11 protein-coding genes and 1 pseudogene are annotated in these 17,847 nt (G+C 50.2%); 7 read left to right on the forward strand and 5 right to left on the reverse strand.

Annotation, left to right across the window (positions count from 1 at the left end):
• Positions 1-224: 224 nt before the first annotated feature.
• The 3 genes from E4S61_RS14700 to E4S61_RS14705 form a co-directional block, all read right to left on the reverse strand.
• Complete coding sequence (locus tag E4S61_RS14700; protein ID WP_167768511.1) at positions 225-6,365, reverse strand: right-handed parallel beta-helix repeat-containing protein; 6,141 nt, start codon at positions 6,363-6,365, stop codon at positions 225-227.
• An 825-nt stretch (positions 6,366-7,190) separates the two neighbouring features.
• Positions 7,191-7,340 (reverse strand): hypothetical protein, encoded by a 150-nt coding sequence (locus E4S61_RS25490; RefSeq protein WP_167768512.1) that lies wholly within the window; start codon positions 7,338-7,340, stop codon positions 7,191-7,193.
• A gap of 65 nt (positions 7,341-7,405) precedes the next feature.
• Entirely contained in the window at positions 7,406-7,657 is a 252-nt protein-coding gene (locus E4S61_RS14705; protein WP_135304732.1) for a hypothetical protein, read from the reverse strand.
• A 1,048-nt stretch (positions 7,658-8,705) separates the two neighbouring features.
• On the opposite strand from E4S61_RS14705, the gene E4S61_RS14710 reads away from it, so the two are divergent.
• The 6 genes from E4S61_RS14710 (at position 8,706) to E4S61_RS14735 (ending at position 15,372) form a co-directional block, all read left to right on the forward strand.
• Complete coding sequence (locus E4S61_RS14710) at positions 8,706-9,677, forward strand: glycosyltransferase family 2 protein (protein ID WP_135304733.1); 972 nt, start codon at positions 8,706-8,708, stop codon at positions 9,675-9,677.
• A 2-nt stretch (positions 9,678-9,679) separates the two neighbouring features.
• Positions 9,680-10,795, forward strand: a complete 1,116-nt coding sequence (wecB, locus tag E4S61_RS14715) for a non-hydrolyzing UDP-N-acetylglucosamine 2-epimerase (protein WP_394346450.1) — start codon at positions 9,680-9,682, stop codon at positions 10,793-10,795.
• Between the two features lie 24 nt (positions 10,796-10,819).
• On the forward strand, positions 10,820-11,737 hold the full coding sequence (locus E4S61_RS14720; protein WP_135304735.1) for an NAD-dependent epimerase/dehydratase family protein: 918 nt from the start codon (positions 10,820-10,822) through the stop codon (positions 11,735-11,737).
• Positions 11,727-12,998 (forward strand): nucleotide sugar dehydrogenase, encoded by a 1,272-nt coding sequence (locus E4S61_RS14725; RefSeq protein WP_135304736.1) that lies wholly within the window; start codon positions 11,727-11,729, stop codon positions 12,996-12,998. Before E4S61_RS14720 ends, E4S61_RS14725 begins: the two co-directional genes overlap by 11 nt.
• A complete protein-coding gene (locus E4S61_RS14730) occupies positions 12,991-14,205 on the forward strand; it encodes a glycosyltransferase family 4 protein (protein WP_245180758.1) in 1,215 nt (404 codons plus the stop codon). Before E4S61_RS14725 ends, E4S61_RS14730 begins: the two co-directional genes overlap by 8 nt.
• Positions 14,206-14,319: 114 nt before the next feature.
• The gene (locus E4S61_RS14735) at positions 14,320-15,372 is read left to right on the forward strand and encodes a glycosyltransferase family 4 protein (RefSeq protein WP_135304737.1); all 1,053 of its coding nucleotides are present in this window, start codon (positions 14,320-14,322) and stop codon (positions 15,370-15,372) included.
• A gap of 7 nt (positions 15,373-15,379) precedes the next feature.
• Here the strand turns inward: E4S61_RS14735 and E4S61_RS14740 are convergent, their stop codons facing one another.
• The gene (locus E4S61_RS14740) at positions 15,380-16,186 is read right to left on the reverse strand and encodes a hypothetical protein (RefSeq protein WP_135304738.1); all 807 of its coding nucleotides are present in this window, start codon (positions 16,184-16,186) and stop codon (positions 15,380-15,382) included.
• Between the two features lie 226 nt (positions 16,187-16,412).
• On the opposite strand from E4S61_RS14740, the gene E4S61_RS14745 reads away from it, so the two are divergent.
• Complete coding sequence (locus E4S61_RS14745) at positions 16,413-17,066, forward strand: methyltransferase domain-containing protein (RefSeq protein ID WP_167768513.1); 654 nt, start codon at positions 16,413-16,415, stop codon at positions 17,064-17,066.
• Positions 17,067-17,154: 88 nt separating this feature from the next.
• On the opposite strand, the pseudogene E4S61_RS26670 reads toward E4S61_RS14745, so the two are convergent.
• Positions 17,155-17,805: pseudogene (locus E4S61_RS26670) on the reverse strand (IS6 family transposase); the annotation flags it as partial.
• Positions 17,806-17,847: the final 42 nt, after the last annotated feature.

Below are 17,847 nucleotides of genomic sequence, written 5' to 3' on the forward strand. Positions count from 1 at the left end.
CGGGTTCAAGGCCGGATGATGCGATTAGAGACTTTTACCAGTTGATGATTGTTACTACCTGTTTAATTACATACAGTCACTCTCTTCCGCAGATATAGTCGTCATATCTCACTCTCTTTCGGTCGGTATCTAGTCGCTACCCAATCGCTGTTTCCGCTGGGCTATTCCATGAGGCGAGGGCCACAGGGTTTGATCCTGTGGTGGTTTACGCCTCTAAAAGGGCGTTAGGACTCGTTCCCCAGCCTGTCTGTGATGTCTTCATTATCCAATTCGAGGCGGAAATCTGACTCGCCAGCAGTCCGTTTGAACGAGTGAATCCGGCCATCGACGGTAAAGACATCTCCCTCATTGTTTCCAGTCCGGCCAGTAACGACTATCCGGCCGTCCTCTTCGGTAATCGAGTCAGCCCACTCACTCCCATCATCAATGTCCGCGCTATTTCCGTCTGCCTCGGATCCAGAGACACTCCCGTCCACTACCAACCGATAGGTCATCGTGGCATCAGCGGACGTGCTGATGATCTCGAACGTTGACTCGCCGTCCGTCTCCAGGGCGTCACTATTCGGGGCTGTAGCATCGTTTGTCTCTTCATCGCCACTCGACTCATTGTCACCAGCGGGCGGCTGTTGCTCGTCATCCGATGACCCACCGGCTGTGTTCTCGTCGATAAACTGGTCAGTGACATCGTTGTTGTCGACTTCAAGTCGAATATCCGACTCGCCAGTGATCCGTGTGAACGACTCAATACTGCCTTCGATAGTGAAGACATCACCTTCGTTGTTCCCAGTTCGGCCAGTAACGACCATTCGGCCGTTCTCTTCAGTGATTGAGTCAGCCCATTCACTCCCATCGTCGATATCGGCGCTGTTGCCATCAGCTTCGGCGCCAGCGACCGACCCGTCGACGACGAATTCATACGTCAGCGTGGCATCGGCGGACGTCGAGATAATCTCGAATGTCTTTGACTCGTCTTCCGAGCTTGAGGTATCATCCGATGGAGCGGACTCTGCCCCGCTATTGGACTGTTCAGCGCCGGACTGCTCGCTCTCTTCAGATCCGTTGTCCGGTGTCTCCGGCTCGGATTGTGTCTCGTCTTCGGTACTGGGTGGACGGGGCGGCGGCCCGACCGATTCATTGTCGTCCGTTCCTGCCCCATCGTCGGATGCACTGACGAGCGTGAGCGTGCCGCTCTCAGCAATCGAGGCGCTGAGCTGCCCGTTCTCGATTTCCGTCTCGGGTACCAGTTGACCGTCCTGGTGAAGGACAGCCGTCTCAGTATTCACGTTCTCGGGAAGGGCAACACTGACCGATACTGTTGCCTCCTCTCCGAGACTGCTCACATGAAGGCTCTCATCAACGAGGAGATCGCCCTCATCGGGCGACCCAGCATATCGTCCGACCATGCGAAGTGTTGGGGAGGTGACTGAGGCTGTCCAGTTGCCCATCTGCAGATTCTGAGCAGTGGTCGTTCCTGCAGCGTTCGAGTCATAGACATCTCCATCTTCATTGCGGTAGAAAGAGATGTTCTGGAGCCTTGCATCTCCGTCCCCGAGGCGAATACCTGTCCCATCATTGCCACGGACGCTGCTGTCTCGCATGTCGAAGCCGTTGGTTCCAGCAGAGAGTCTGATTCCGGTGTTCCCGTTTCCAGCAACGTTGGTCCGCTCAATGCTGATTGTCTCAACCGACCCGTAACTACGGATTCCATCGCCGCCGTTCCCGCCGACGACGGTATCGACGAGCTGGGTGTCGTCACTTTCGTTGATTGCGAGCCCCATCTGTGAGTTCCGCTCGAGGGTGAGCCCGCGAAGCACTGTGCTGTCGAAGTCACCATGGAGCTCAATGCCATGGCCATCACCTTCCTCTGAGACAGTATCGCCGTAGCCATTGCCGATGAACTCACTATCGACAACACGCGTGTCACTGGCCGTGTCGTCAACTCTGAGCCCGGAGTTATTGTTATTCTTGACGACGACGTTGCTGATGTTGGTGTTGAAACTATTGCCCGTGATTTCGATGCCGAACCCAGAGTTGTTTGCAATACGGCTGTCCAGGAGCCGCGTATCAGGCGTTGGATCGCCAATACTGATTCCTGGGCCACTGTTGTTCTTCACCGTAAGCGTAGTGAGCAGATTCCCGTCGGAACCTTGCGTCAGGTAGAGCCCGCCTTGTGTATTTCGTGCAACCGTCGACTCCCTGATTTCGACATCACCTGTTTCAGTGAGCACCATTCCCTGTTCGTTTTCGACAGCGGTCACATTGGCAATCGATGAGTCACCGGCCTCGAACAGTCCAACGCCAACGTCATTGTTGCTGACCGTGATATCCGTGAGCGTCGCAGCTGTGTTGTCGCCTCGTTGTCCAATCTCTACTCCGGTGCCCCAATTTGTGAGCTGTATATTCTGTATCGTCACGTTGCTGATACCGTCGCTATTGGCAGACTCAGCAGGGACGATCCAGACCCCCTTCGCACTTTCGTTGCCGGTACCCTCAATACGGTGCCCGTTGCCATCGATGATGGCATCGCTGGCACTCACCTGGAGACAGGTCCCAGCGTCACGATTCTCAAGCTCACCTGTGAGCTCGTAGCGTCCCGACTCAGTAATCCGAGTACACGAGGTGATCTGGCCTGATTCGGTCGGTGGATTGGACTCGGTTGCAGCTGTGGAGTCATTTGTGGCTTCAGTAGGTGGCGTTACATTCTCTGCTGTCTCTCCACTGGGTGAGTGGGCTGTGACATTGGTCACATAGACTGTTATCTCGCCTGGCCAAACGCCCAGCCGAATCTCTAGCTGGGTGCCTTGCGGGAGATCCCGTGGGACAGTGCCACGGAGAATTCCATCGTGCTCTCCCCGCCCGGGGTCGCTATCTAATCCAATTGTGTCGTCACTCTCGGGCAGGTGAAGCAGGATTCGAGGACTCCCTGGCTGGCCGTCCAAATTCGGTGACTCATACTCAGCGATAATCTCTGTTCCTTCACTGAGTGCGTCGACTTCACGATACACGCCAATATGATTGGGTCCGCCATCGACACTGAGTTTCACGCTACCGCCGTGCTTCTCCGACCATGTTCCCTCTCCTTTGGTCACACGCGGGCCAGTCCCTGACGGAAGGCCAATTATCCAGCCATTCAGGCCGTCAGCGAACTCCTCCGTGAACGGCGGAGTGAAACCATCAGTCTCCTCATCTGGACTGGCTGTCTGTTGCTGCGTAGCCGTCTCCTCGTCGTCTGTTGGCGTCGACTCTGCTGGTGTGGTTTCTGACTCAGCTTGGGTAGTTTCGCTGGTCTCTCGTTCAGTCACGTCAATTGTGAATTGGGTACCCGAGATCGACACACGCTGTGTCCCAGTCGTATTGAATTGGTGATAGACAGTGATCGTTCTCGATTCACCGTCCGCGACTTCGACGATAGCACCGTTGATCTGTTCGCCGCTCTGGTTGATATAGATCGGAGCGCTTCCCGTACGACTGCCGGTGTTCTCAACGGTAACCTCGATTGGCACAGCCGTTCCAACAGTCGTCTGTTGTGGCAGTTGTGTATCTACGACTTCGATCGAGGTGCCATCAACGACAGTAAAGGCGTCTGCTTCTCGCGCATCGTCGAATCGCTCAGTGGTACTTATTGGGACCCCCTCCCAGACTGCTGTGACGACATCATAGCGCTGTTCAGTCGGTACATCTTCCTGTACCGTCCAAGTGACCGTGGTTTGTTTGGATTCGCCCGCTGGAACAGAGACCCAGTGTCCCGTGGTATCATCATTATCGTAGTAGATGGTCTGTCCATTCCGTTCAGTCCCGACTGAGTAGCCCACGAAGAACCGGGCTGCAGATGAACCAGTATTAGTCACCTCTACGACGGCTTCTACTTCTTCTCCCGCAGCAAACGATCCCTCCGGTGCAGAAACCAGCTCTATGGTAGCACTTTTTGGTAGCTCCTTCGTGCCCTCAAGCGCAGAATTTCCATTCGGACTCTCACGAAGTTTCTGCTGAATCTCCGGTGAGACTTCGTTAATCTCCTGCTGAGATTGATTGAACGTCTGTCGATATTTGGCAGTTTTCTCAAGTGCGGTTGTATAGCCATCGCCCATCTCACCACTGCTCATAAGATCCGCGAAATCAGTTACTGGGGCCCCAGTCGCACCTTCAGCGAAGTTGAGCCCGATCTCCTTCAACTGTCCCTCTGGAGTCCCCCTGGGCATCGTTTGCACTCGGACCTCAGACCAGAGGATGCCATCAATCATCGACTCACTATACGCTGTATAGGTTGCGTTAGCTTGTTCGTAGGTCCAGATAGTGCCATCATCGTGTTCTCTGAGCAACCGACCTGCTCGCTCGGACTGAACCACTGATTCTTGGAGCTCTGCATGCGCCGCCGCCTTCATCGATTTCCGATATACGCCAAAGACGTCATGGTTGATTTCTTGCCGCAGTTCGTTCTTGAACTGCTGTTTCATCTGCTCAAGCACGCTTCGGGCGATGGTCTGTGCCGCCGTCTTCATCGCCTCCTTCGTGGACATTTTCGAGACTTGCGCGTTGCCAATGGTGACAGCGCTCCCGCCGCCAGTTGCGTATGCGGCTGTAATCGTCCCTAACATTTCCGCAGAGGTATCACGCGTTTTAATCGCGATATCAAGAGCATAGCTCCAGCCAAGTAATTCGCGTAGCCGATTCGGGTACTCTGTCGAAAGGAATTCTTCCATCGCGGCTTCATTCGACATCTTCAGCGAGACATGTGCAGTCTTAGCTGCTTTTCGAACTGTCTCTTGGTCTTCAACCAGCCGGCCCTCATTATCGAAAATAGCCCACCCGGCTACATCACTAGAATCGCCGTTTGCAGAGTAGTGTTCCATTCTGATGGCTGTATATCGGTCGCCGTCAACCATCACATCAAACGAAGCGCCGTAGGATGCTAGTCCCCGCACTGGTGCGCGTAAGGGATCTGAATCATCATCGATCGGGATTTGAATCAGTTGGTCACCATCTCCACTCTCGAACGAGAGTCTATATGCTTGGTAGGCAGTTGGTCCAGCGAGATCCGGCTCGTCTGTTGTTTCTAAGATATATGCCCCCTTATCCTGACTTACTGTAGTTAGTGTTCCATCAAAGTAAACCGGCTCTAGTGTCGGCGCTAATCCAGTAACTGGGATCCCCTCTGAGGTAGTCAGATTGAGTGCTACCCTATTCACCTGCCCCGCTGTGGTCTGAAAAACACCGCCTTGCGTTTCGTTCCCATTGACTGCGACTACTGTTACGGAGATGTCTTCGAGTGGAACATCGTCAGCAGAAACGCTTTCAGTCTTGTTCTCGGAGTCACTATTCTCAGTTCCGCTCGTCTCGGATCCACCATTCGAGCCCGCTGTGTCTGACGGGCTCCACATGACTTCCGCGGTGTTGCCATCGTCGTCGTATACTCTCGCTGTAACCTGCTGCGACGCTTCAGAAGTGACTGTGTGATTCCACGTATCTGTTTGCGTTTGACTACTGCCGAAGTATCGGGTCTGCTCTTTCGAGTCGCCAACGTACCATTCTATTCGGTCGAGATCGGCATCCGGATCAGTTGCTTCCGCTGTAAACTCGACTAACTCATTAGCTGTCGGTGAAAACTCGCTTGATGATGGTGAGACCCTTGTGACAGTTGGTGCCCGGCCCTCGTCCTGTTTCTGTACGTCTATAAGCCATTCATGCGAGACCGACTGCTGAGAATCAGAAACCTCGACGATCATCTGATATGCCGTTGAGCCATCCTCTATAGGGACATCGAACGTTTGGGTGTGTGATGATCCAGAGCCAACTGTCTCTGCTTCATTCGTGTTGAGTGATTTCAGACGCCACTCATACGTCAAATCGTCATTGTCGGCGTCTGTCGCAGTAACTGAGAAGCGCTGTGATTCGCCTTGTGTTACGACAATTGTGTTATCCCCGGTTGGGGACACCTCTGTAATCTCTGGTAGGGCGCCAGATGCTCTGACGGAATATGATTCGTCATCCGCGGCAACCATATCACCATCTGAATTCGTCAGCGTCGCAGAGACACCAAACGACTTTCCCATTCGGTCTTCTGGGACTGTCTCACTGGCTGTTACCGTCAGTTCCTCGAATTCCCCTGTCCCAGTCACCTCCTTTTCAAATACTTTGCCGCCAGCATGAGGCAAATAAAGCGTAATCGTCCCCGTTTCGCCTTGGTCCAGCCGATAGTCAAGGAGGAATTCGAATGTATATTCTTGTCCAGGTTCGAGCGTATCCGAGTCCGGTGCTGGCGATGAGTCATCGTTATCGATGATAAGCCGATCGTGATCCGCTGTAGCTGTTGTTGTTCCAAACACGATTCCCGCGGCACTAAATGATATTATAAGGATAGCTGACATCAAGATGGCGCCGAAACTTTTCCACGTTATCATTTTGTACCTTCCGTGAGAATCGTCACGGAAACCAGTTCAGATAGCTTGTACTGTCCACAATGCCGTAACAGCGACCGCCGGCTAAAATATAGCCGTCTGAATTTCGCTGGCATACTGAATACATATCTATCCTCTAATGTATTGTTATATCTCAGATATTTCTAACCCTTAGCTAGTGTGTTGAGCCTATCAGATGATGGAATCCCCAAAATGAACGCTATCTCTCGATTACAAGATTATTGATAAATTCCTGTAAATATATGAGTAAGCCGTGCTTCAGAAACGGCTTTTACTGACTAAGCGAACACTATCAACAAATTTGGGGATAGTGTGTTGGAGCTGGTTCCTGAATCGGTCTATTTTCTCGTCGCCAACCACCATCTCGTAGGTTGACGCTAGGTTTCAGAGTGGGCAGAGTTTGTCATGGCTCCTCTTTGATTCCCTGAACGCAAGAGGCGGCGCCTCGTCCTGCAGCGTCTGGTGAGAGCTGAGTTCCACTAACAAGTGTTGTTAGCCCGATTAGATCAATGAGTGGTAGCGAACAACCTCTCCGGTAATTGCCGCTCCGCTTGAGATAGCCCCGCCGCTACTGCGACGAACAATATAACTGCACGCCAAAGCCTTCTACCGAACTTGTCTCAGGGTGGTGGCAGTGTCGACACGCGGCCGCTGTGTGGGCCACTTTGACTGGTAGCTGTCACCGCATACCCTTGTGTTCGCTAACAACACCTGCGCAAACTCGCTCATCGTTGAGCCGCTGCGGCGCTGATAATCGCTGCGGGTACCAGATCGTCACTCTGTGGGCGCCGTCGTTGGTCTTATCTTGTCGCATGCGGCGGGTGAGTCCGCCGCGAGGGCGGTGAGTTTCTCGAAGATACGCTTGAGCTGACTACTGGCGAACTGCTCGTTGGTGTAGGATTCAAGATAGGGACAGAGTGTCATCGACGTAAGCACGACTCGTATGCTGTTGCCATCCGAGACGTATTTGCCCCACTCCTCGAGGTTGGTCAGGACCTGTTGGACATGGCGATGGATTGGGGAGGGATCGCCACGACCGCTCGGGACTCCTCACGGACGAGCGTTACGAGCTTATCATCGTCAGCGATTGTGGCATCGTCGATCTCTGTTCCAATAGTGTCTGCGAGGTGGGTGACCCGTTGTTGAATTCTGGCGTCGGCATGGGAGCGGGTCTTCTGTTCGTCCCGAAGATCTTCTCGAGCGCCCTCGACCGTCGACTTTAACGAGCTGATCGCCTGCATGCGCGTAATCTGTTCGTCTTTGAGTGCCTCTTGACGCTGGGGGGCTCGCAGCTAGTTTGGACTCGACGCGGTCCATGACCTCTGTGGTGATCGCGTCAGTGTCTTGGTGGCCTGGGCCTGGCGGTCCTCAACTCGATTCTCAAGGCTGTTGACGTGGGCCACAATGGACTGGATCACATCTTCGTCGGCGTTGTGGTCGGGCTGTACTCTGTCCGTACTCATGGGTCTCGCTTTGCTGGGTCGGGGCGGCCGGTGTTTGGGTGGGTTCGGTGACAGGGGGAATGATAGTGAAGTCGATGACGATTCCTGAGCCGGTCTATCGCCACGCACAGTCGGTCCAGACCTCCTCGATGTGGTGTACTGGTCGTCGGCTGAGCAAATCCGAAGTGGCTGGTGGAGCAAACTGACCTCGATAAGGGAAATATCGCGCTTTGTCTGCAGAATCCGTAATGCTGGGTGGATAACACGTGTCGCTCGGGGTCGCTACGAGTTTGTCGACGACCCACGAGTTTGCTGAGTCCAAGTGAGGACAGTCCGCTATGTCTTGGCCCCTTCATAATCGATAGGCGCTACTGTGACTGGTCCGTTTGCTATTGGCCCACTCTCAAGAAGTAGGAGAATCAAGATAGTGCGTCGAGTGATTGCAAGCTGGCTAGGTCCGGCCCAAGAACACTCTCGATCGGCTGCGCTTGCAGAATATTTTGGTGGCCGGCTGCTCCAAACTTCTCTCGACTCTCAAAAATATACCACTTCCAGCTACATTGGTAACCCAATACAGAGTGGGTATGCAGGCTTAGAAGTCTTGGAACGTAGAAGATTGGAAATAAAGAATATATAAAATATAATATACTATTCCGAAGCTGGCGGTTTCATAATAATCTGGCAGCAGTATATTCACCTGACAGCTATCGGTTACTAAATGATACACACAGGAAATGTCGCAGTAATAGAAAATTATAAGTTAGTTACCTATCACCTACTAATCGTACTTGGAGGGACAGGACTGGGATGAACAGCCAGACTTCGTGGATATATCTACACAGGCCAAATGAGCCAACTGGAAACAGCAAAGCAAACTACTGAAACCCCATCTGAGATTGGGGGGGAAATATCGGAACCAGGAATAGCGCCGCTGTCAGAGACAATGGTGGCGATTCCCGCCTATAACGAGGCTGTTGGTATTGGGAGCGTGGTGTTAACAGCCAATCGCATCGTTGACCGCGTGGTGGTCGTTGATGATGGCAGCAGCGACGCCACAGTGGAGATCGCCAGAGATGCTGGTGCGATGGTTATCGAACACGACGAAAACCGGGGGAAAGGTGCTGCCATCCAGACTATCTTCGACCACGCGGTCGAGACTGGCTACGAGTGTGTCGTCTTGATCGATGGTGACGGCCAGCACCTTCCCGAGGAAATCCCGGATGTTGCCGCCCCGGTGTTGCAGGGCAACTGTGAGATGACCATCGGCAGTCGCTATCTGGAGGGTGGGAATACCGAAACGCCGTTCTACCGGCGAGTTGGCCAGCGCGTGCTCGACGTGCTTGCGACCGGCTCCACGGATAGTTCGATTAGTGACTCACAGAGCGGGTTCCGGGCGTTTTCCGTGGATGCGCTCGACGAATTACGGATCACGACCGATGGTATGGGTGTCGAAAGCGAGATGATTAGCCGGGCCAACGAGAATGACGTGTCGATTGAGGAAGTCCCGATCGATATCCGGTATGAGGGTATCGACGGGCAGACGTACAATCCATTACGGCATGGGTTGACCGTCGTTGCGTTCATACTGCAACTGGTCCGTGATAGGCACCCGATGGTGTTCTTTGGGTTACCCGGACTGGTGTTGTTGACTCTCGGAGCACTGTACGGATTGAATGGTATTCTGGTGTATCAGAATACAGGTGTTTTCTATCCTGCGAAAACACTTGTTTCGGGATTCAGTACGGTATTGGGCGCTTTGGGACTGTTTACTGGATTAATGTTAAACCAAATTTCGAACATGATCAAGGAAATCGAGTGACTATGACGAAGATTGCTATTGTGCTCGGAACCAGGCCGGAAATCATCAAACTTTCACCTGTAATTCGAGAATGTGAAAGACAGGATATCGACTTCGAGCTGATTCATACGGGACAACACTACTCGGAAAACTTGGACCAGGTATTTTTCGATCAGTTAGAACTTCCTGAACCCGACTATCATCTAAAGGTAGGCTCGAAATCACACGGCCAGCAAACAGCTGCGATGATCGCTGGTATCGAAGATATTCTCGTTGACACTGAGCCTGATATACTGCTAGTGCAAGGCGATACGAATTCTGTATTGGCTGGTGCCATCGCGGCAAGTAAGCTAGATATGGATCTTGGCCACGTTGAGGCCGGCCTCAGAAGCTTCAATCGGGAGATGCCAGAAGAAACGAACCGGGTACTAACAGATCATACAGCCGACCACCTGTTTGCGCCAACGGCACAATCAGTTCAATATCTTCGCTCGGAGAATATCGACGAGAATCGCATTCACCAAACAGGCAACACTGTTGTAGATGCCGTGCACCAGCACGCATCGCTTGCGGAAAAGAACAGTAGTGTACTCCAACGGCTTGGATTGGAGCAGGGCGAATACATCCTGATGACAGCGCATCGTCCTGGGAATGTTGATGATGCAGAATCGTTCCAAGCATTATTACGAGGCATGTCGAATCTTGGGATGGACCTTGGACTGGATGTAATCTATCCCATCCATCCTAGAGCGGAAGCATCTCTTGATGAGCTTGATGTCGATGTCCCGGAGCAGATAACGCTTGTAGAGCCGCAAGAATATCTTGATTTCTTGCGTTTAGAAGCTCATGCGCGTCTCATTGGAACGGACTCCGGGGGTATTCAGGAGGAAGCTTGCATCCTCGGCGTCCCATGCGTAACACTTCGAGAAGAGACTGAACGACCTGAAACGATAGAGGTTGGTGCAAATATGCTCGTGGGAACCGATCCAGAGCGGATTACTTCGGGCGCATACGAAATGCTAGCCAAGGCGACTGACTGGACCAACCCATTCGGATCTGGCGACGCAGCAATTCAGATCCTCGACATTATGAAAGATGAGAAACCAGTCAGAAAGCAAGCGATGAATCAGCAAACCTAACTAGTACTATCATAACAGCAAGACATGGCTAAAATACTTGTAACCGGTGGACTCGGGGCCGTAGGCGCACCACTTGTTGAAGAGTTAGAACTGCGTGGACACGATGTCTGGGTCGCTGACCTCCCATGGAGTGAACGAGAGAAATACTTCCGATGTGATGTCAGTAAGTACCGCCAGCTTGCGTCGATATTTGAGTCCCACGACTTTGAATACGTCTATCATCTCGCGGCCGAATTCGGCCGCAAGAACGGAGAGGACTTCTTTGAGACGATGTGGGGATCAAACGCTGTCGGAACGAAGAATATGCTCAGACTCCAGCAAGAGCATGACTTCCGCATGATCTTCTCCTCCAGTAGTGAGGTCTATGGGGACTATGACGACGTAATGGAGGAATCGGTTCCTCTTGAGAAGGGACCACGGCAGCTAAACGACTACGCGATTTCAAAGTGGGTCAACGAACAGCAGATCCTTAATGCAGCCGACCGGCATGGTAACGAGACTGTGCGTGTGCGGTTCTTCAATACGTATGGTCCGGGTGAGAAATACAGCGAATACCGGAGTGTCGTCTGTAAGTTCTGCTATCACGCGCTTCACGACAACCCATATCACGTCTATGAGAACCATCATCGCTCGTTCACCTATATCGGCGATACTGTTCGGACGCTAGCGAATATCGTTGATTCGTTCGAACCCGGTGAAGTCTACAATATCGCTGGTGAGGAATACTGGGGGATCAAGGAGCTCTCGGATATGATTCTTGACTACCTTGATAAAGACGACGACAAAGTGGAATATCGAGGCACGGAAGAGCACAATACACTCAACAAGCGAGCCAGCGTCGAGAAGGCCAAGGACGACCTCGGGCACGAAGCCACCATCGATCTAGAAAAGGGGATTCCAAAGACGATCGACTGGATGCGTGAGTATTACGATGTCGAGTAAGTCGGCGGTAGACCGCCACTCCACGACTGACGTCGAGAAAATCGTCGTCATTGGCACTGGATTCATCGGCCTCCCCTTAGCGTTGCAACTGGCGAAAGCGGGAAAGACTGTTGTTGGTGTCGATATCGACGAGAATCTAGTCGAAGCAATTAACGATCAGTCGCTCAATGTCGACGAAGACCAACTGCAGGACTTGTTCGAAAGTCCAGAAGTAGAAGAGAATCTACACGCACAGACTGCACCCGAAACCGGCGATGCATTTGTCATTTCGGTTCCGACGCCACTCACGGAACCACAGAAGAGCCCGGACCTCTCAGCTGTTGAAGCTGCCATTGAGTCTATCATCCCTCATCTCGAATCCGGTAATATCATCAATATCGAGTCAACGATCCCTCCACTCACCTGTGAGGAGACAATTGCGCCAAAGTTGACCGACGCCGGGTTTGAACCGGGCGTGGATATCCATCTTGCACATTCTCCTGAACGAATTCTTCCAGGCGACGTCTTCGAAGAGATAGTGCACAACGATCGAGTAATCGGCAGTGTCACCGAAGAAAGCGCTACTGAGGCGGCGAAAATTTACGAACCATTTCTTGAGGGGGATATCTACTATACTACCCTTCTCTCGGCGGAGCTCTGCAAACTTATGGAGAATACCTACCGTGACGTGAATATTGCATTAGCCAATGAGTTTGCCCTCATCGGTGAGGAGCTCGGCATTGATATGACCAATGTGATTGAGCTAGCAAATCACCACCCCCGCGTTGATATCCTCCATCCAGGCATCGGCGTTGGCGGCCACTGTCTACCCATTGATCCATGGTTCCTCAACGAAGTGAATCCCGAGCATACGAATCTAATCACAACTGCTCGTCGGATCAATGATAAGATGCCAACTGCAACAGCCAGAAAGATTCGACAGGCTCTCAGTGGCCTTTCTGATCCCACAGTGTTGGTCTTAGGAGCGGCGTACAAACCGAATACACAGGATCCACGTGAGAGCCCAGCAACCGAGATCGTCGACGAACTTCAAGAAGAGGGGTTCGATATCATCCATCGAGACCGGCTCGTGGAGGGGATAGAGTATCTCGACTTAGAGGAGCTAATCGATGAAACGAGCCCTGATGCAGTGGTTCAGCTGGTCCCGCATACTGAAACATCAGCTGAACTCGAGTCAATAGCATCGGATCTCGAAGCAGCGGGTATCACAATTCTTCGTCCTGGTGTCGAAAATCCATTACAACCCCGATCCTATGACTGAGAGCGAGACGACGACAGCACTGATCATTACACAGTTTTTCCCACCGGAATCCATGGGTGGGGCTCATCGCTGGGAGAAGCTTGCTGCCCATATGGATGATAGTGTAGATCCGCATATTCTCTGTACCCACCCGACGTTTCCCTTCGGAGAGTTTGAACGCCAATGGCAGCCACTGTGTCGAGAATCCGTCAACGGTGTGCCAGTCACGCGACTATTCACGTACCAACCGACGACAGATAACACACTGGGACGGATACTGAACTATGGCATTTTCGCCGTTTTGAGTTCAATATATGTCTTACTCACATTCTGGCGATACGACTGTATCGTGACGATGTCTGCTCCACATACGACATTCCTGCCGGGGCTTGTTGGCAAGTTGACTGGGCGAGATTGGGTCGTCGACATCTTCGACCTCTGGATCGATAACGCGAGTGACTTAGGCTACGTCGATGAGGAGTCTCTTCCATACCAAGCGATGAGTCAGCTAGAACGACTCTCGCTTGCCAAGGCGGATGCGATATTCGTCATCACGGATACCATGGCTGAATACTACGAGGACAAGTATCCCGATTTAGCATTCGATGTTCATGTCATTCCCTTCGGTGTCGACACCGAGATGTTCTCACCGGATGTAGAGCCCAAGGGCTCGACCGATGTTATCTATACAGGTAACCTGGGAACCGGACAAGCTTTCATTCCGTTTCTCAAGGGGTTTGCTCAACTTGGCGGAGAGCCCGAACTGACGATTATAGGCGATGGTGAGCGACGCGCAGAACTTGAAGCACTGGTCGAAGAATTAGACGTGAGTGGACAAGTCTCGTTCGAAGGATATGTCTCACGTGAAGAAATCCCACGACTACTCGTTGGGGCAAAAGTGAGCTTAGTTCCATTGAAGACCGAATACCAGCTGGATTACGCTCGACCCACGAAATTACTTGAGACTATGGCTGTTGGGACGCCATATGTAGCTAGCAATGTGGATGAAATATCAAAATTAACCCAAGAATATAATACCGGCGCTGATGTCAAGAATGAGGCAAACTCTATCAGTAATACTCTCCAAAAGATGTTAGATAAAACAAGATACAGGGATAGATGTGGAAAAAACAGTATAAATTTTGTAGATATCAATCATCATTGGGGTTCAATTGGTAAACAAACTTCTCTCGTGATCTCGGAGGTGCATTCAGACGATGGATTATAATTCTAAACCTCAATACCATAATGATTCAACTATGACTATAAATCGTATCCAGCGAAAACTGCTTCAGCATCTTCAAAAAGATAATAAGCCGAGTATTCCATATAGAAATAACACATGACGTCTGGCAAACCGTCAATATACCTCCCTTATATTGTAGGTGAGTCTTCTCCAATCCCATACCTTTTTGAGAAAATTTCCCCATACCTTGCAGATTCGTATGATATTACGATTCACTCAACTAGAGGGGATTATTTTGAGGAAGAAAGTATACATGAGATTGATACTGTCTCTTCAAATATACCCAAGAAGGCTTATAAAATAGCCCTGACTAGTATTCAGAACCATGACTTGATTCATACTGGTGCTTATGGAATATACCACTATTTTGCATCTAAGGGGGCGAAACTACGCAGTAATTCGACCACTCATATACATACATTCAGAGTTGATTTTGATCCTGAGAATTGGAATCCAGAAGTAAGAAGGCGACTTGGAGAATCCGCAGATAGGACTACAGCCGTCAGTGAACATACCGCAGCAACTGTCGAATCCGCCATCGGGATCTCTCCAGAAGTGATCTATAATGGTGTGAATACAGATCTATTCTCTCCGGAAAAGAACTGGCCCGATCTATTTGACAGACTCTGTCTTAATGATCGAATATTTCTCTTTGTAGGCTCATTTAATCAGCGCAAGCGACCTAAGCACGTGATGGAAATTGCAAAGCAAACCCCGGATGCTACATTCCTTATGGCCGGTGATGGACCCCAGTTTGAATATATCCAGAAAGAGGCAGCTGGTCAGGGAAATCTCCATCTACTCGGAAATATAGATAAGTCAAGGCTTCCAGCTATATACGCCAATGTAACTGCTCTTCTGTTCCCGACTGTTCAAGAGGGGTGCCCGAATGTCGTGCTTGAGGCTATGTCTAGCGCTACCCCTGTCCTTGGATATCGAGCTACGTCAATGCCGGAATTGGTAGATGAGAATAATACAGGTAACCTAGTAGAAGTCGATAACATTGATGCTCTCCAGTCTGTTGTTTCTGGCTTAGAGCAGTCAAGGGCCGAAAAGATGGGACGGTCTGCCAGAAGCTATGCTAAATCCAATCATCAATTCGATAAAATAGCTCGAGATTATATGGATATCTACGAGCCAGTGCTTTAAATATCGACTATTCCATGTATCCGAGATCGTGAAGTCGTTGCTCAATATTTTCAGATTGGTCTGTTTGGCTAGTAAGCTTTCCTCCTGAAATTGTCCGTCGATTGCCTGAATTGACTGTTAGCCAGGGTACCTTAACTAACGATTCAATGAACCGTCGTTGAGGATGACCATATACTCCCCATTCACCAAATGAGTTGCCATGATCAGAGGTTACGACTGTTTTACCCTCTATCTTATTAAGAAGCCGTTCAACCTCAGTGAGGGCTAGATCAAGATTCTCAACATAGGCGTTATATACCGATTCTTTTGAGACCTCGCCATTAGCCAATTTTGTCCAGATCGACTTCTGATTAGCGTTTGTACCTAATATATCCCCTCCCTGAAGTGAGCGGTGTGAAATATTTTGCCCTGTTTCCCCGATAAACGGGTAATGCGGCTGAATCATATGACTAATAATTCGTTTATTGGGATATCTCTCAACAGCATCTATTGTTGCATCAACTGCCTCTGAAGGTGGTACTGTTTCCAAGTCATCATCCCAATGTGTCTTCCAAAGCGGCTCATAGGCGTAAAAATTTTCATTTATATCTAAGGAATCTACTTGCGGACTCGTACTAATATATACAATATCGGGGAATTTTTCTCCTTCAAAATTGCGCGAGAGAAACTCCCGCGTGTGTGACCCTTTTGAGATCCGTCGTTTGAGGTCACCTTCTAGTTTACTGCGTTCTTTGAAAACATCAAATCGGCACGCATCAAGTATTACCAGTGTGTCCCAGTCCTCTGCGGGAACGTGAATCCCCTTTTTCCCCAATAACTGACGGTAGATATACCAGTGGAGAAAAAATATTGTAGTCCGGGGATTACGAATCCCACTGTATATTTTGTCTATTCTCACAGTATAGAATCTCTTGAAACCCATCCTATTAACAATATCTGAATAAATTTGTGTAGTATACCACACATATCTAATAATTATGAGTAATATATCATCTAACCACAGAACTAATCAACTTGAGAATAGATGGTACTCGTATAAGGTGAAAGAAATGGACTATTTTGAGTACTTATTTCAGGGCATAACTTTGAGAGATAAAGATGTTCTTGAAATAGGTGCAGGTAGTGGCGCGATCTCAGAACTATTAGTGAAACATGGGGCATCAAAAGTAGTTGCGCTTGAGCCTGAGGCAGCGGGTTCCGATTATAAAGGTGTAAGTTTTCGGCGACTGAAGAATAGAGCTAATAAATATGAAAATATAAACGCTCTAAATCAGGCTTTCCAAGATTTTGTAATTAAAGACCAATTCGATCTGGTTGTGCTACATAATTCAATAAACCACTTAAATGAGAATCTTGTTACACGCATTCATAATGATAAAGTAGCTTGGGACCGGTATCAGAACCTAATTGACAAAATATTTGAGGTAACCGCACAACAAGGAAAAGTAGTAGTATGTGACTCCGCTCGCTCCACGTTTTGGACACCGTTCGATATTTCGCCAGTGAGTAATATTGAATGGGAAAAACATCAGAATCCAGATTTATGGGTCAGTATATTTAGAGAATCCGGATTCGAGTATATTCAAAAAGACTGGACACCAGTATTCGGAAATCCTATTATCCAATTAGTGACGGGAACATATCTTGGTGCATTCCTACGGGCAGGTCATTTTAGATTACTATTTCAGCGATAAATATGATGCCTATATGTAAGGTGGTGGGCTCAACAAATCGCCACCGTAGAATCACTTGAGAGGTTGAGTACAGTCTAGTTCTGGATGCTTCAGCTGGCGTCTTTCCGTCGAGCGCTTGATTTGGCCCCTCGTGGTTGTATGATATTTGAAACTTCGTAACCTTTGTTTTGTGCCCGTTGACTGCCCGCCAAAACGTGTGAAATTGGTCGATTCGCATGGTCACGGTCTGGGATCAATTTTTAATGCGGTACCGGATCAGGTAGTCAAGCCAACCGCCCAATTCGTTTCGAACGAGGTCAGTCAGATAGCCACAAGTATCGACCAGAAGCACTGTGTCGGCGATATCACGTTTCTAAGTGAGCCAGCAGGAACGCGCCGCAGGGTCAGTCCCACGGGCGGCTGAACAGGTTAACTTCGAGCAACAGCTTTGGTTCGGTGTCAATGGCGGCGTAGAGCCACTTGCCGCCAATTACGACCTGTTTCTCGTCGACTGCGACCCGCGACGCTGTTCTCAGAAACCGAAAATTTCTGATGGGCTGCGGGAGAGCAAAGCTCTCTCGAACGTCGCGGGTCCTCAGAGAGAGTGTGAATCCAGTTCCAACCGCGCCATGAGACCAATCGACATCCGGAGGTCTTAGATAGCGACCGCCTCCCTGACCCACTCTGGGTTAGATAACATTCGGGTTGAAAGCAGGACTGAATAAAACGCAATACAGCAAGAAGCCTGCCGATGTTTCCAGTTAGATAGGAGCGGTCAACCCTTCCGATTCTTAAAGACCGC

This window comes from Haloarcula amylovorans (assembly GCF_004681185.1).
Taxonomy (GTDB): domain Archaea; phylum Halobacteriota; class Halobacteria; order Halobacteriales; family Haloarculaceae; genus Haloarcula; species Haloarcula amylovorans.

Excerpts from the sequence above, each read along its gene's own strand:
- E4S61_RS14700 (WP_167768511.1), bottom strand. The coding sequence starts at position 6,365 with ATGTCAGCTATCCTTATAATATCATTTAGTGCCGCGGGAATCGTGTTT.
- E4S61_RS25490 (WP_167768512.1), bottom strand. The coding sequence starts at position 7,340 with ATGACACTCTGTCCCTATCTTGAATCCTACACCAACGAGCAGTTCGCC.
- E4S61_RS14705 (WP_135304732.1), bottom strand. The coding sequence starts at position 7,657 with ATGCAGGCGATCAGCTCGTTAAAGTCGACGGTCGAGGGCGCTCGAGAA.
- E4S61_RS14710 (WP_135304733.1), top strand. The coding sequence starts at position 8,706 with ATGAGCCAACTGGAAACAGCAAAGCAAACTACTGAAACCCCATCTGAG.
- wecB (WP_394346450.1), top strand. The coding sequence starts at position 9,680 with ATGACGAAGATTGCTATTGTGCTCGGAACCAGGCCGGAAATCATCAAA.
- E4S61_RS14720 (WP_135304735.1), top strand. The coding sequence starts at position 10,820 with ATGGCTAAAATACTTGTAACCGGTGGACTCGGGGCCGTAGGCGCACCA.
- E4S61_RS14725 (WP_135304736.1), top strand. The coding sequence starts at position 11,727 with ATGTCGAGTAAGTCGGCGGTAGACCGCCACTCCACGACTGACGTCGAG.
- E4S61_RS14730 (WP_245180758.1), top strand. The coding sequence starts at position 12,991 with ATGACTGAGAGCGAGACGACGACAGCACTGATCATTACACAGTTTTTC.
- E4S61_RS14735 (WP_135304737.1), top strand. The coding sequence starts at position 14,320 with ATGACGTCTGGCAAACCGTCAATATACCTCCCTTATATTGTAGGTGAG.